Origin of the sequence: Lactobacillus sp. M0403 (assembly GCF_016101265.1) — a bacterium.
Lineage (GTDB): Bacteria > Bacillota > Bacilli > Lactobacillales > Lactobacillaceae > Lactobacillus > Lactobacillus apis.
The window spans coordinates 332,497-348,691 of record NZ_JACFQV010000002.1; the positions used below are offsets into that span (position 1 = coordinate 332,497).

14 protein-coding genes and 1 other RNA gene are annotated in these 16,195 nt (G+C 36.2%); 13 read left to right on the forward strand and 2 right to left on the reverse strand.

What is annotated here, in order from left to right:
- Positions 1-17: 17 nt before the first annotated feature.
- Both H3T48_RS04120 and nth read left to right on the forward strand, forming a co-directional pair.
- Positions 18-659: a DnaD domain protein gene (locus H3T48_RS04120; protein ID WP_198188621.1), complete on the forward strand. Its 642-nt coding sequence runs from the start codon at positions 18-20 to the stop codon at positions 657-659.
- 4 nt (positions 660-663) lie between these two features.
- Positions 664-1,293: an endonuclease III gene (gene nth / locus H3T48_RS04125; protein ID WP_198188622.1), complete on the forward strand. Its 630-nt coding sequence runs from the start codon at positions 664-666 to the stop codon at positions 1,291-1,293.
- A gap of 118 nt (positions 1,294-1,411) precedes the next feature.
- On the opposite strand, the gene H3T48_RS04130 is transcribed toward nth, so the two are convergent.
- On the reverse strand, positions 1,412-3,751 hold the full coding sequence (locus H3T48_RS04130; RefSeq protein ID WP_198188623.1) for a transglycosylase domain-containing protein: 2,340 nt from the start codon (positions 3,749-3,751) through the stop codon (positions 1,412-1,414).
- Complete coding sequence (recU, locus tag H3T48_RS04135) at positions 3,732-4,373, reverse strand: Holliday junction resolvase RecU (protein WP_232349866.1); 642 nt, start codon at positions 4,371-4,373, stop codon at positions 3,732-3,734. Before recU ends, H3T48_RS04130 begins: the two co-directional genes overlap by 20 nt.
- A 69-nt stretch (positions 4,374-4,442) precedes the next feature.
- Between recU and H3T48_RS04140 the strand changes: the two genes are divergently transcribed.
- The 11 genes from H3T48_RS04140 to H3T48_RS04190 all read left to right on the forward strand — a co-directional run bounded on the left by H3T48_RS04140 (position 4,443) and on the right by H3T48_RS04190 (position 16,157).
- Complete coding sequence (locus H3T48_RS04140; protein ID WP_198188624.1) at positions 4,443-5,012, forward strand: DUF1273 domain-containing protein; 570 nt, start codon at positions 4,443-4,445, stop codon at positions 5,010-5,012.
- 91 nt (positions 5,013-5,103) lie between these two features.
- Positions 5,104-5,535 carry a DivIVA domain-containing protein gene (locus tag H3T48_RS04145; RefSeq protein WP_046306883.1) on the forward strand — a complete coding sequence of 144 codons (432 nt, stop codon included), beginning with the start codon at positions 5,104-5,106 and terminating at the stop codon, positions 5,533-5,535.
- 26 nt (positions 5,536-5,561) lie between these two features.
- An RNA gene (rnpB, locus tag H3T48_RS04150) (RNase P RNA component class B) lies at positions 5,562-5,929 on the forward strand.
- Between the two features lie 65 nt (positions 5,930-5,994).
- Positions 5,995-7,119 (forward strand): class I SAM-dependent RNA methyltransferase, encoded by a 1,125-nt coding sequence (locus H3T48_RS04155; protein WP_198188625.1) that lies wholly within the window; start codon positions 5,995-5,997, stop codon positions 7,117-7,119.
- Positions 7,116-8,342, forward strand: coding sequence for a metallophosphoesterase (locus H3T48_RS04160; RefSeq protein WP_198188626.1), 1,227 nt, complete (start codon positions 7,116-7,118; stop codon positions 8,340-8,342). Before H3T48_RS04155 ends, H3T48_RS04160 begins: the two co-directional genes overlap by 4 nt.
- A gap of 11 nt (positions 8,343-8,353) precedes the next feature.
- A complete protein-coding gene (locus H3T48_RS04165; protein WP_198188627.1) occupies positions 8,354-8,692 on the forward strand; it encodes an acyltransferase in 339 nt (112 codons plus the stop codon).
- A 173-nt stretch (positions 8,693-8,865) separates the two neighbouring features.
- A complete protein-coding gene (locus H3T48_RS04170) occupies positions 8,866-10,542 on the forward strand; it encodes a formate--tetrahydrofolate ligase (protein ID WP_198188628.1) in 1,677 nt (558 codons plus the stop codon).
- A 9-nt stretch (positions 10,543-10,551) separates the two neighbouring features.
- Entirely contained in the window at positions 10,552-11,010 is a 459-nt protein-coding gene (gene lspA / locus H3T48_RS04175; RefSeq protein ID WP_198188629.1) for a signal peptidase II, read from the forward strand.
- Positions 11,010-11,918, forward strand: coding sequence for an RluA family pseudouridine synthase (locus H3T48_RS04180; protein ID WP_109715490.1), 909 nt, complete (start codon positions 11,010-11,012; stop codon positions 11,916-11,918). The genes lspA and H3T48_RS04180 overlap by 1 nt, the downstream gene beginning before the upstream one ends.
- A 4-nt stretch (positions 11,919-11,922) precedes the next feature.
- Entirely contained in the window at positions 11,923-12,978 is a 1,056-nt protein-coding gene (locus tag H3T48_RS04185) for a carbamoyl phosphate synthase small subunit (protein ID WP_198188630.1), read from the forward strand.
- A 2-nt stretch (positions 12,979-12,980) separates the two neighbouring features.
- Complete coding sequence (locus tag H3T48_RS04190; protein ID WP_198188631.1) at positions 12,981-16,157, forward strand: carbamoyl phosphate synthase large subunit; 3,177 nt, start codon at positions 12,981-12,983, stop codon at positions 16,155-16,157.
- Positions 16,158-16,195 lie beyond the last annotated feature (38 nt).

Here is a 16,195-nt window from a genome sequence, read left to right on the forward strand (position 1 = left end):
AAAAGGGAGAAATTGTCATGCAATATAATGACTACCGCTTTTTAGGATTTACCGTACTCTCAAACGGATTACTTGCGTATTATCCTCAACTTAAAATTACTAATTCTGAACTGATTTTAATTATCCAACTTGAGTTATTTGCACAAAAAGGAAACAAGTTTCCATCGAATGAACAGATGGCAGCCAATACTAATTTTTCAGCGACAGAAATTGCTAGTATCATTCAACAATTAATAGATAAAAACGATTTAACGATAGATCAAGTGACAGATGAAAAAGGACGCATTGGCAACTATTATAATCTTGATCAGCTTTATTCAAAATTAGATAATTTGCTAGAAAAAAATGTCGCAACACCGAAGTCTGGGGAAGAAACTACAAACACTACTTCCGAAATTGACAATAGTCCTTTGAACCAATTAATGAGACAATTTGAGATTGAGTTTGGTCGTTACTTAAGTCCAATTGAACGTGAAGAAATTTCTGCTTGGTTAAACGTTGATCACTATGATCCAGAAATAATAAAACTTGCCTTGCGAGAAGCAGTTTTATCGCAGGCATATAGCCTTAAGTATGTTGATCGGGTTCTACTTAATTGGCAAAGACATAACTTAAAGACAACAAGCGAAGTTCAGAAGTTTTTACAAAGGAATCGATAAAGAAATGCCTAAAGAAAAATTATTGAGTACAGAGGAAGCTCGTAAAGTATTGCGAACTATTAATCAAATGTATTCCGATGCTAAAAGTGAGTTGGTTTGGGACAATAAATTTCATTTATTGTGTGCTGTTTTAATGAGCGCACAAACAACCGACAAAATGGTAAATCGAGTAATGCCAAAATTCATTGAAGATTACCCAGATCCAGATGCATTAGCAAAAGCTTCAATTAAAGACATTGAAAACCATATATCAAAAATTGGTCTTTTTCATTCCAAGGCTAAGCATTTAAAAGAAACTGCTGAAATTTTGGTTGATAAATATCATAGCCAGATTCCTGAAAACAAAAAAGATTTGGTTTCTTTGCCTGGAGTAGGAGAGAAAACCGCTAATGTTGTTCTAGCAGATGGCTTTGGCGTGCCTGCAATTGCAGTGGATACGCACGTATCTCGCATCTCAAAAAGATTCCATATCGTTCCGCAAAATGCCAAACCTTTAGAAATTGAAAAGAGGTTAGAGGAGATTTTGCCCAAAGATGAATGGATTCACACACATCACGCAATGATTCTGTTTGGTCGTTATTCGATGACCGCACGTGACAAAAATGATCCATATACATATTTGAAGACAAAGTGAAAAGGCTCTTTGTTAAGTCATGTGAATAAAGAGTATTGATTTACTACTAATTAGTAAATTGCTCAATGCAATAAAAAACGTCAGCTCATAGATTGAGTTGACGTTTTTTCTCTATTACTTAATGATGTTCATGTTCTTCAGGAGGCTGATCTTGGGAGTCAGAATCATTGCCTTGATTGTGTTCGGTTGAATCAGAATTATTATTTTGATTTGGTTTCTCTTTGTTTTTGTCCTTATCAGGCTTACCAGAATTATTATTTGCATTGCCCTGGTCACGATCATGTCCTGTATTATTTTTGTTATCATCCGAATGATTATCAGAAGATTTCTTTCTTGGTACGACTGCACGCTTTTGTTCATTATAATTGGTTGAACTTGAATCATCGTCTTTATCGTCGCTAGTGTCATCAACAATTCCAGCAGGAGCATGCCCACGAACAAATAGTTGCCATTCACCAGTAGAGGACACCATTGGTGGATTAGAGTTTTTAGCAATTTTGGCTCTAATTACCGAATTCGGTTTTTGCCAATCAACATTTTGCTTGTTTCTCATCATATAAGTCATCATGTTTTTATAGAAGAGTTGTGCAGATTGTTGACCAATTCCTGAAATAGTACCATCTTTAAGATTATCGTAACCAGTCCATACCCCGATAGAGTAGCTTTGCGTATAGCCCACAAACCAAGAGTCTTTTGGCGTAGAACCGTAACTAGGGTAGCGAGCAAGTTCCTCATTGGAATACTTGACTGAACCGGTTTTTCCTGCTTGATATAAGTCTTTAATCTGAGCATTAGTTCCTGACCCACGCTTAATAACGCCTTTAAGCATATCTGTAATCATATAAGCTGTGGACTTGCTCATCACTCTAATACCTTCAGAGTCATAATTTCTAGTCAAGCCATCAGGAGTCTCAATCTTCGAAACAAATTGTGGCTTATGATAGATTCCGTTTGCTGCAAAAGCACCATAGGCACCAGCCATTTGCAAACTTGAAGCATCGGCTCCAATTGCTACAGAGAGACCTGAGTTTTTAGGAACATGGATATCCATTTGACCAGCAAACTTGGAAGCTCGTTTAACGCCAACTTGTTTCAAAGTTTTAACGGCTGGAACGTTTCGCGATTGTTCTAGAGCATGACGCATTGTCATTAATCCATCATACTTGTTATCCCAGTCATAGAGTTGAATATCAGTGTTAGGGTAATAGTATTTACTATCATCTAACATTTTGGCCGTTGACCAGTTTAAATATTCAATTGCAGGACCATAATCAAGAACTGGCTTAATTGAAGATCCAGTGGATCGACTTGTTTGAACAGCACGATCAAGTCCTAATTGAACCGTGGAAGGTAAGTGACGACCACCAATTATAGCTACCACATGACCGTTACTTGGATCTACAACAGATGCACCAATCTGCATTTTGTCATTTGTGAAAGGCACCTGATTGCTGTTAGCTAACTCATATAGTTTGTTTTGGGCTTTTTGATCAATATTAATTGTAATCTTTAGGTTGTCACGGTAAGGGTCAAAGCCTTTATCTTTTACTTCTTGGATAGTTTCTTTAATGTAAGGGTCATCTATTTTACGTAAATCAGATTGCGCACGTTGACGATGTGGCTTTATTCCCTTAGTAATGCTTTCATTTTTCGCCGTTTGATATTGTTCGTTGGTAATCTTTTTGTTATCGAGCATTGCTTTTAGCACAAGATCTCGACGATACTTAGCATATTTAGGGTAGACATATGGATTATAAACTGTTGGTCGATTAGGCATTCCAGCAAGTAATGCTGTTTGAGCCAAGTCTAGTTCACCAATTTTCTTACCATAATAAAAGTTTGCTGCAGTACCAATTCCATAATTGCCGTAATTCATATATACCTTATTGATATAAAACTCGAGAATTTCATCATGTGAATATTCTCGTTGCACCCGCATTGCAAGCCATGCTTCTTGCGCTTTACGGCGAAGCGTTCTTTGTGAAGGGTCAGTTGAAAAGACGGTTAGCTTAACTAACTGTTGCGTAATCGTTGAACCACCCGCTGAAACACTTTGGCTTTTGGCATTTGTTAACATTGAGCCAACAATTCTGATTGGATCAATGCCAAGTTTATCTTTATAAAAACGTTTGTCCTCAACAGATACAATTGCATCCTTTAACAACTGCATGTCTGAATTATCTTTAGCGTAAATTCTTTTCTCAGAACCCAATGAAAGTAGAAACTTGCCATCAGTATTGTAAAGAGCAGTTGAACCACCGCTTTGTAGTTGAGCTCTACTTATGTTGGGAGCATCCTTGGCATAATATGCAAAAAGTCCAACTCCTGAAAGCAGTACTAGAAAAATAGCCAAAAATAGCCAGCTGATTATTCGTCGCCACAATGGTTTTGGCAGACTTTTACGGTAACTTTCTCGTGATTCGCGTCCATTATCTGAATTATAATTTCTGTTTGCCATTATTTAATTTCCTATCTGCGATGAATTGATCAACTGCCTCTAAATAGGGTAAAGTGGGTTGAAAGCCACTAGTAATTTCAATTGACCATTCTTCAACTTCTTCTATGGTTACTGAACTTTTGTCCTTTTCCCACCAAGCTTTAATAATCGCACTTGCAGGGGTAACAAAGTATCTATTAAGTGCAGTGAAACCTATAATCGTAAAACAAATCCCTTGCTGCTTTAAACATTGCTCCAAATGAATAATTTGGTGTTCGTGAAAGTTCTTTAAGGGAAAGTTCGTTTTATTTTTGGTTTCTTTAGCCTCAAAGTCGAGGTAATAACCCTTATATACACCATTATAGTCCGTTGTGGATTCTTGGCGAAAATAAGCTTCTTTTATTACAGCTCTTGAACGTTTAGGATAATCTACCTTAACAATTTGAATTGGGGTTGGCTTTTTATGAACAACCGCAATTTCTTTTGTTAGGTAATATTTGTTTGATTCATTAATCATTTGTTCAAGAGTCATCCCGCGATCAGAAAAGCTAATATCATCTTTATGGACATACTTTTTTCTTTTTTTAGGTTTATCGCTGGATTTACGAAAAGCGGCAGAGCTGCCACTCGGATATTTGACCATCAATCTCACTCCTGCTAGCATTATAGCAATAAAGGTAAACTTTTTGAATAAGGAGCCATCTCTTTCACTATGCAACGTCTTTGGATCACTGGGTACCGAAATTATGAGTTAAATACTTTCGGTGATAAGGACCCTAAAATCAAGTTAATTAAATTACTAATAGAAAAGCGGTTAATCGATTTGCTAGAAAACGATCAGCTTGACTGGCTAATTACTGGGGCTAATCTAGGAATCGAGCAGTGGGCTTGCGAAGTCGCAATTAGCTTAAGAGAAAAATACCCGTTGCATGTTTCAATCATTATTCCATATGAAGAATTTGCTAATCGTTGGAATGAGGCAAACCAAAACAAATTTTTAACTCTTAAGAGTCAAGTTGACTTTTTTGCAGCTACTTCTAATAAGCCATATCAAAGCCCAGTTCAGTTGCGAAACTATCAAAATTTCATGTTATTGCATACTGATGGAGCGATGATGATTTACGATCCTGAAACCCCAGGCAAACCTAAGTTCGATTATACCGCAATTAAAAACTTTCAGGAAGAAAACGATTATCCTTTAGAATTAATTGACTTTTATGATTTGCAAGATTTTGCGGAAGAATATCAATCGGACCATGATGAAAGCAATTTTATCAACTAAATATAAAACTTTTTCTAAGCTTAGCTTTTTAGTTTTAAGAAAGAGGGCTTTTTGCTAGAATAAAAGAGGAATATTAAAGGAGCTTTTATTCATGGCAGATTTAAATGATATCAAACTATCCACTCAGGATATTTTAAAAAAACAATTTAGAACAAAAGTTAAGGGAATTGATCCGGATGAAGTCGATGCTTTTTTGGATCAAGTGATTGCTGATTACGACACATTTGAACAAATCATTGAAGACTTGTACGGTCAGATTGGTAAACTGCAAGGTGAATTAATGAATAATCAGCCAAAGGAGACTCCCGCTGATTTGCAGAAAACAAGACGAATTACGCCAATTCATTCTGATGATACGGTTAAAACATATAACCCAAGTCAAAGCAGTGATGCGTTTAATTCACTTAGCGACGATTCACAAACAGAGAATTCAACAAATATGGCAATAATTCAACGAATTTCAGCCCTAGAACGTAAAGTTTACAACCTTGAGCAACGAGTTTATGGGTTACAAAAAGAGTAAGCTCTGTTATAATTTTTAATAGTGCAAATTTTGAGCAGTCGCGGTTTGACTTTTTAAGTCAGGCTGAGGAAAGTCCACGCACACACAAGCTGCGATGCTTGTAGTGATCGTATTTAGCCCAATAAGCTAAAGGATTTTAAACAATTACGGCGAAAAAAATGCTAAGTTAGTAATAATATGCATGAATATTCTGAAAAGTGCCACAGTGACGAAGCTTGAGTGGAAACACTCTTGGTGGAACGAGGTAAACCCTGCGAGTGTGCAACCCAAATTTGGTGGGGGCGTCTCAACCAAAAGGAAATGAACTAAATGGTTGGATTGCTTTTTAGCAAAGATAGATGGCTGCTGAAGGTAATTATGCCAAAATTACTGGAACAGAACGTGGCTTATAGAAATTTGCATGGCAGCGCTGAGCTTTTCAAAGGGCTCAGCGCTTTTTTTAAACGAAAGAGTTAATAAATGAAAAAATATCAACTATATACAACAATGGGTGCTGGCTTTGAAAGCGTAGTAGCAAAAGAATTGCAATCACTTGGCTATGAAACACGTACTGAAAATGGTCGCGTCTTTTTTAAAGGTGACCAATCTGACATAGTCAAGACCAACTTATGGCTAAGAACTGCTGATCGGGTTAAAATTCTACTTAAAGAGTTCAAAGCAACTGATTTTGATACCCTTTATAATCAAGTTTATGACATTGACTGGGCAGAATTACTGCCTGTTGATGCAAAGTTTCCTGTTCAAGGTCGTTCAGTTCGTTCTAAACTACATTCGGAACCAGGTATCCAATCAATTGTTAAAAAAGCGATTGTTAATAAAATGTCTGATCAGTATCATCGCCGTGGCTTTTTACCTGAAACGGGTAGTGAATATCCTTTGGACATTCATATCTATAAAGATCTTGCCCGAATTTCTCTTGATACCACTGGCGCAAGTTTATTCAAGCGCGGCTATCGTATTGAGCACGGTGGGGCTCCTTTAAAAGAAAATTTCGCAGCTTCTTTAATTAAGTTAACTCCTTATGATGGAACGCATCCCTTGATTGACCCAATGACTGGTTCTGGTACCTTAGCAATTGAGGCAGCCTTAATTGGCCGAAACATTGCTCCTGGAACTTGGCGAAAATTTGCTTTTGATAATTTTGATTGGTTTGATCCTGATTTACATGATGATCTTTTAGAACAAGCAAAGTCAGAGGTTAGGACCCTTGACCAACCAATTTGGGCTTGTGATATAGACCAATCAATTTTAGAAATCGCCAAATTAAACGCTAATAATGCTGGTGTTTTACAGGATATTTATTTCAAGCAAGTAGCTGTTAAAGATTTTGCAACTGATTTAGAAAATGGTGTAATTATTGCTAATCCACCATACGGTAAGCGTCTTAAAGAGAAAAAGACTGCCGAAGAACTTTATGTTCAAATGGGAGAAGCACTTTCTAAGTACGATGACTTTAGCCAATACTATTTGGTGGGTGATCCAGAGTTTGAACAGTTTTTCGGAAAAACTGCTACAAAGAAACGTAAGTTATTCAACGGAAATTTACGTGTTGACTTTTATCAATATTGGGCAAAGAAAAAATGATTACTGACAGATTAAATGATGAATTTTGGGTTATAACCGACACTCACTTAATTGCAGATTCTTTGCATGATGGTGGGGAAGCCTTTAGGAACATTCAGAAAACAAGTCAAGGTAAGGACTTAGACTACCAAGAAATTGCCTTACGTGCTTTTTGTAAGATGGCAAACGAAAAAAAGCCAGCAGCAATTATTGTTACCGGTGATGTTACTTTCAACGGTGAACTAATTTCTGCACAAAAGTTTCAAGAGATATTTAGCTCCTTAACTGACACCAAGCTCCTAGTTGTACCCGGAAACCATGATATTTATGATGGCTGGGCGCGAGAATTTAAAAAAGATCAACAACTGTACACTGAACAAATTAGTCCTGTAAACTGGCGCAAAGTTTTTAATAGTTCTTATGAATGTGCATTAAAAAGAGATCATCATTCTCTAGCTTATTGTGTCCAGTTTAATCCTGACTATTTGTTTTTCATGTTAGATTCTAATATCTATGGTCAACATGAGGCAATCGGTGCACCATCTACAGCTGGTCAAATTAACGAAGAACAATTAGTCTGGTTTGGAAAGCAGTTAGATTTTGCAAAAGTTCATCATTTAAAACCTGTTTTATTTATGCATCATAATCTGTACGCTCATAATCCTGCAGTAAATCAAGGCTTTGTTTTAAATAATTCTCCGTTTATTCGGCAATTATGTAAGGAATATGATGTTAAAGCGGCTTTTTCTGGTCATATTCATGCTCAAAACATCGTTGATCCACAGTTTCCAACGCCAACTACTGAAATTGTAACTTCAAGCTTCTGCTCTTATGACCAAGCTTACGGTGTTGTCAAAATCACACCAGATTCACTTCAATATGAACGGCGTATTTTTAATATGACACCATATTTAACTACTGAAGAACAAAAAAATCCTACTTTAATGAATTTTCATCATTATTTAAAGGAAATTCAACTTCATAATTTAACGAATAATTCTAGTCAAAAGGATGACACCACAAACAATTCCGCGCTACTTCAAAAAGTGGATCACTTATTCATTGAAATGAATTATAACTACTTTACAGGGCATAACCACATTAGCCAAAGTGACTTGGCCAAACTTTATTCGTCATCAGAATTTAAGCTTTTGGTTACCCAGCGCCCACGTTTTTCCAAGTATTTAAAGACGCTGTATGATACTACTGATCATAGTAATTTACAGGTGCAAATAGATTATTAAGAGAGATATTAATGAAAAAACACCATTTTATTATTTTAGGAAGAGTCGGCATTATTTACTATAGCTGGCTGCTAATTGTTCTTTTCACAACCTTAACGCTAGCTTATGAAAGCACAAAAGCAGTAAATTGGCCTGCAATTTGTTTTGGAATTATTTTTTTACTACTAGTAATCTATACTTACTTAGCTTCATATTGGACTAAAATGATTTTAAAACTTCCATTTAAAAAGAAAATCAACTGTCAGGTTGCCCCAAAGTTACGCTACACTTGGCAGTTCTTCAATGTCTATGAAATTAAGATTTCTGCTTTGCAAACATACTATCTGTTAGGAATTGGCAAGTTCAATTAACAAGAAATATTAAGTTTTACTATCGTTACCAATAAGCGAATAATATTAAGCAAAATTTGTTATAATTAGTATTAATTTATTAAAAGGGTGGGACCTAAATTCTAATATGAAAAGACAGAAAACATTTTAAACATTAACAATTAAATTTTTATATATAGAAAGGGGCATGCGCAATGAAATCAGACATTCAAATTGCTCAAGATGCTCAAGCATTACCTATCAAAGAAATCGCTGCAAAAATCGGCTTAAATGAAAACGATATTGAACCATATGGCAATGATAAAGCCAAAATCAATTGGAAAGCTATCAATAAAACAATGGCAAACGATCATTTAGGTAAATTGGTCCTAGTGACATCTATTTCACCAACACCTGCTGGCGAAGGTAAGTCAACTATGACAATCGGCTTAGGTGATGCTATCAATAATCAATTACACAAGAAAACTGTAATTGCCTTACGTGAACCCTCAATGGGACCAGTTTTTGGTTTAAAAGGTGGAGCTACTGGTGGTGGCCAAGCTCAAGTCATTCCAATGGAAGACATTAACCTTCACTTTACTGGTGATATGCATGCCTTGACGTCTGCAATTGATACTTTAGCTTCCCTAGTTGACAACTATATTTATCAAGGAAATGAACTAAACCTTGATCCGGATCGTATTTTGCTTAAGCGTGGAATTGACGTAAACGATCGTAGCTTGCGTAATATTACAATTGGCCAAGGCTCAAAATTTAACGGTGTTGAACATAAATCAAGTTTTGCAATCACGGTTGCAAATGAATTAATGGCCATTTTGTGTTTAGCAACTGACATCAACGACTTGAAGAAACGTATCGGTTTAATGCTAGTTGGTTACACTAAAGATGATCAGCCAGTTTACGTAAAAGATCTTCATTTCGAAGGCGCAATTGCTGCACTGCTATCTAATGCTCTTAAGCCTAACTTAGTTCAAACAATCGAGCACACACCTGCACTTGTTCATGGTGGTCCTTTTGCCAACATTGCTCATGGAGCTAATACCGTGATGGCAACAAACTTGGCTCTTCACTTAAGTGATTACACATTGACTGAAGCAGGCTTTGGTAGTGATTTGGGCGGACAAAAGTTTATGGACTTTGTTTCAAAACACTTAGAAAAGATGCCTGACGCTAGCGTTGTTGTTGCAACTGTTCGCGCTCTTAAATATCAAGCAGAAGGTTCAACAGACAATCTAGACAAAGAAAATCTTGAAGCTTTACGCGAAGGCTTTAAAAATCTAGAACGTCATATGAACAACATGCGAAACTACAATGTACCTGTAATTGTCTTGATTAATCGATTCGCTACGGATACAGAAAAAGAGCTTGAATTGTTGCAAGACCTTGTTAAAGAACAAGGAATCGATGCAATAGTAGTTGACTATCATGAAGAAGGCTCTAAAGGCGGTGTAGAAGCAGCTCAAGCAGTTATCGACTTAGCAAACTCAAACCAAGCCAACCTGCAATCAACATACAACGATGATGATCCAGTGAAAACTAAGATTGAAAAAGTAGCACAAAAGATCTACCACGCAAGTAACGTTGAATACACCGAAAAAGCTGAACGTGATATTCACGAGTTAGAAAAAATGGGGAAGGACAAATTACCCGTTATCATTGCTAAAACACAATATTCGTTTACTGATAATCAAAAATTGTTGGGCGCTCCGACTGATTTCACTTTGCATGTCAAAGGTGCAAGTTTGAAGAATGGTGCAGGTTTTATCGTGATTACTACTGGACATGTTTTAGATATGCCAGGATTACCAAAACATCCAGCAGCACTTGATATTGACGTTGACAATAACGGTAAAATTAGCGGGTTATTCTAAGTTTAAAGTATGAGTTTTTTATACCTTATTATTACTGCGGTTGTCGTTAGCGGCGATCAAGTTCTTAAGCATTTTATCGCCACTAATTATGAAGTCGGTGAAGTCCATCAGATTATTCCTGGCATTCTATCTTTTAATTATCTTCAAAATAGTGGAGCAGCTTGGAATATTCTGACCGGTCAAATGTGGCTCTTTTACATTATCAGTGCCATTGCGATTTTCGTATGCCTTTACTATCTATTTAAAGCCAATGTTCATAGCAAATTATTTAAGTTTGGTATTGCTTTGGTTTTAGGTGGTATTATTGGCAACTTGATTGACCGTATTCATTTGAAATATGTTATAGACATGATTCAAGTCGATTTCATTCACTTTAATATTTTTAATCTTGCGGATTCTGCAATTACTATTGGTATTGTTCTGGTATTTATTTACCTACTCTTTTTTGATGAAAGTGATAAAAACTAATGCCTGAAAGATATGAATTAGAAGTTGCAAACGAAAATGAACGTTTAGATAAGTTTATTGCTGAAAAAATAAGCACTTTATCACGCACACGAATCAAGGAACTGGTTAAAGAAAACCATATTCTTGTAAACGGCGTTAACGAAAAAGTTTCGTATAAAGTTCAACAAGGCGATCATATCGTTGTCGATGTTCCTGCACTGAAACCATTATCAATTGATCCGGAAAATATCCCATTGGACATTGTTTATGAAGATGAAGACGTTATAGTGGTTAATAAGCCGCAAGGCATGGTCGTTCATCCTTCAGCGGGACATCCCGATCATACATTAGTCAATGCATTGTTGTTCCATACCAAAGATTTAGCAGCTAGTCCTGAAGGTTTTAGACCTGGGATAGTTCATCGAATTGATAAGGATACTTCAGGCTTATTAATGATTGCTAAAAATGCTCAGGCACGTGAGTGTTTAGAAGAACAATTAGCGCACAAAACAAATAAACGTTTATATCTTGCAATTGTTCATGGTAATTTTGGTGAAAATTCGGGCTTAGTTGATGCTCCAATTGGTAGAGATCATTTTAATCGAAAGAAAATGGCTGTAACTGAAACTGGTAAAAATGCTGTTACTCATTTTACGGTTTTAGAACAATTTCAAAATTATAGTTTGATTCAATGTCAACTTGAAACTGGAAGGACACACCAAATTAGGGTTCATTTAGCGTATATTGGGCACCCAGTAGCAGGCGATCCGTTGTATGGACCGCATCATACCTTAAAAGGGCATGGTCAATTTTTACATGCTGCAGTCTTAGGCTTTAATCATCCTAAAACAAATCAGTGGCTAGAATTCAAAGTTGATCCTCCAAAAATTTTTACTCAGAAACTAACTGAACTAAGAGAAACTAAGTGATTAAATGAAGCGATTTTTAATTCTTGAAGATGGTAGTTCATTTGCTGGAGAAGGCTTTGGCGCCTCAATTATTTCAACTGGTGAATTAGCAATTCAAACGAGCAACTTTGGATATCAAGAAGCGTTAACAGATCCGACCAATGCCGGTAAGATTCTGGTTTTTACTACCCCTATGATTGGTAGTAACGGAATTAATGCTATTGACTATGAGAGTATTAATCCCACAGTAAAAGGCATTATTGTCAACGATGTGGCTAAAAATATTTCTGATAGTGAAAATTTTCAAGATCTTGATTCTTTTTTAAAGGAAAAGAATATTCCTGCAATTTCGAATATTGATACCAGGGCTCTTGTCCATCGCTTAGTTAAAGAAAAAACAATTAAAGCTTCAATTATGGATACTGACGATGAACATGCTTTTGATCAAATCAAAGCCTTAGTTCTACCAAAGAATAAGTCTGCAAGTGTCTCTACTAAAAATCCGTATGCTGTACCAAATGTTGGTAAGACTGTAGCAATCATTGATTTGGGTTTGAAGCATTCAATGTTGCGCGAATTATCTTTGAGAAAAATAAACGCAACCGTTTTACCATATGACGTTTCTGTACCTGATATTAAAAATTTGCGGCCAGACGGTATTATTGTTTCAGGTGGTCCCGGTAAAGTTGAAGAAGTTAGTCCTACTCTCAGCCCTATTTTTGAAGCCTTTTATGGTAAATCTCCATTATGGGGAATTGGCTTAGGCTTTTTGGTGCTGAGTGATTATTTAAATTTTGAACTTGTCAATTTATCCAGGACTTACAATGGAACTAATTTTCCAGTGATTGAGCAACATTCAAACAAAATTTGGCAAACTGCAATGAATATTGACCAGTTAGTCGAACCTGCTAGTATTCAACTAGAACTTGACCAATCATATCTTGATTTACATAGTAATCTAATAGCTGGTTTTAGTAGTAAAAAAGAAAAGGTAATAGCTACCGCTTTTAATGCAGAAGGGGCTCCTGGTAGTCTAGATGCACTGGAAATTTTTGACAGTTTTATAAAGATAATGGTGTAATTATGCCTTTAGATAATGATTTAAATAAAGTACTCATCATTGGATCAGGACCCACCTTAATTGGTAGTGTTTCTGAAACCGACATTTTAATTAGTGACGCAATCAAAGCACTAGTTGAAGATGATATTCAGGTTGTTCTGGTAAATCCCAACCCTGCAACAGTTTCAACTGACAAAAAGCCTAAAGTGACAACCTACTTGGAACCTATGACACTGGATTTCTTAAAACGAATTATCCGGATGGAAGAGCCGAGTGCCATTATTTCAGCTTATGGCTCCACGATGGGAATAAAAGTCACACGTGAATTGGTAAGCGATGGCATTCTGAGTCAAATGGGTATTCGGTTACTGACGATTAATGAACAGACTCTTCAAGTTAATACAGAAGAGAAGATAACCGCTTTTTTAACTAAAAACGGAATTTCAGCCAGCAGATACTTAAAATTATCGGGGCTTACAGCAGATGAAATTGAAAAACAACTAACAGAACAAGTTAGATATCCTGTTCTGTTAATTAAGGAAAAGCCATACTTAGACGATAAAAAAATGCTTTTTGATAATGCGCAAGATATTGCAGACTATCTTAAAGAAGAGCGTCAAAATGAAGATTTTCCTGAAAATCGCTACTATTTAACTGAAGATCTTTCTAATTGGGAAGAAATCATTCTCAATATTATCCGAGATAGTAATGGCAATGTTTTATTTACTAGTTTGGCGGACAATATTGAACCGGTTTCCATTGACTCTGGCGATTCAGCAGCAGTAATGCCTGCTTTAACGCTTAATAATGACCAAGTCCAAACTTTGAGAAAAATCGCCAAAAAAATTGCTGCTAGTTTGAACGTTGTTGGGATTTTAAACATTCATTTTGCGGTCAAACACGATGGTACCAATTTTGCGGTGCGTGTCCTGTCCATTAAACCACGACTAACCCGTAGCGCAATTTGGTCACAAAGAATTGGCTTATATAGTTTAGGTTATGTTGTTTGCAAAGTAGCTATTGGCTACCATCTAAATGAAATCACAGATCCAATGTCTGGACTCAACGCAGCGATTGAGCCAGCACAGGATAAAATAGCAATCAGATTGCCATTTTGGTCGTTAACTCAATCTGGCACTAACCATTATCAACTTGGTAGTCAGATGCAAGCGAGTGGGGAAGCAATCGGAATTGGCCAAAATTTTGAATCAGCTTTTCTAAAGGGTTTAGCATCAACCGTTAATGTCAAAATTGCAATTAATGAGTTCCGGAAAGAAATAGCAAAAAATGACACGGACATAATTGAAGATTTACTTCATCCTGATGAACTTCACTTAATTAAGTTATTAGCTGCAATCTCTAAAGGCTTTACATACCAGGAATTGCAAAAAATCATCAGCATCCATCCAGTCTATTATCAAAAATTTGAACATCTTGCACATCTTGGTCGTCAATTAGCCGAGGAAGAAGTTACTGACGACTTGTTAATCGAAGCAAAAAAGAGAGGTTTCCGCAACCTGTTAATTTCAGATTTAACTGGAATCAGTTTAAAAGAAGTAGAGAAGCGAATCGAACGGCTCCAATTAAAGCCAGCTTATTTGCAAATAGACGGTTCAGCTGGTGTTTATGAACCAAAGGTGCATGCTTTTTATAGTGCTTTCGGCGTACAAGATGAATCAATCCAGTTAGATTCAAAAAAGAAAATCCTAATCGTTGGAATGTTGCCTTCACAGGTATCAGTTACTAGTGAATTTGATTACATGGTAAGTCATGCAATAGATACTTTACATAATAATAAATATGACACTGTCATTATTTCCAATAATGACGAATCTGTTGCTACCAGCTATCAAAAAGCTGATAAAGTCTATTTTGAACCTATCACGGTTGAAAACATTGTTCATATTGCAGAGAAAGAGGGGATTAAAGAGGTTCTCCTTCAATTTTCAGGCAAAGAAATTAGTGGCTTAGCAAAAAGATTGATGAACAATGGCTTGAGTATTCTAGGAACGGGGGACGTTAATCCCAAAGATCGAATTGAGCAAGTCTTAAATTCTTCATTAGACTCACTAAGGCAAACCCAAATGATAACCACTTTAGATCAAAAAGCTGGAGAAAAATTTATCGAAGAAAATGATTTTCCACTTTTAATTGGTGGTTTCAATAGCCAAGGTGTAAAGCAAAAATCTGCAGTTGTTTATGATAAGCCGGCTTTGGAAAAGTATTTAAATGAAAATCAGTTATCCAAAATTTCATTGTCACATTTTATTGAAGGCAATAAGTATGAAATTACTGCCATCTCAGATGGTGAAAATGTTGCTATACCGGGTATTATCGAGCACTTAGAACAAAGTGGTTCTCATGCTTCTGATTCAATAGCTGTGTTTAAACCACAAAATCTGTCTACACGAGACCAAAAACGTTTGACTGAATATACCACTAATTTAATAAAACAAATTAAACTACGGGGAATTTTTACACTTCATTTTTTAATTGTTAAAGACAATGTTTACTTGTTACAGATAAAGCCATATGCCGGCCACAATGTTGCTTTTTTAACCCAGGCTTTGGGCAAGGACATTACAGCATGTGCTACTGAAGTTTTAACTGGTAAAAACTTAAATGAGCTAGATTATGAACGAGGCTTATGGCACTCAAATAACTTCATTTATGTTAAAATGCCAGTATTCTCATACATCGACTATCACAGTGAGAACACCTTTGATTCCAAAATGAAATCTTCTGGATCCGTTATGGGACGTGATACTGCACTGTCTAAGGCACTCTATAAAGGATACGAAGCAAGTGGTATTCATATTCCTAGTTTTGGTACAATTTTCATGTCAGTGCGTGATGCCGATAAAAAGAAAATGACTGAGCTTGCTAAACGCTTTTATCAGCTTGGTTTTAAGATAATTGCCACAGAAGGAACAGCTAATTGCTTGGCTGAAGCAGGGATTACTACTGGAGTGGTAAGTAAAATTCATTCAGACTCAAATAGTCTGTTAGACAAAATACGACAGCGAAAAATTGTCATGGTAGTCAATATTACCGATTTATCTGATTCAGCTAGCGGAGATGCAACAAGAATTCGCGATGAAGCTTTAAATATTCATATTCCGGTACTTTCAAGTATTGAAACAACAGAATTAATCTTAAGGGTTCTTGAATCATTGTCACTAACCACTCAACCAATTTAAAAACTTAACTTTAAGCAAAAAAGAGGATAAATGATTAT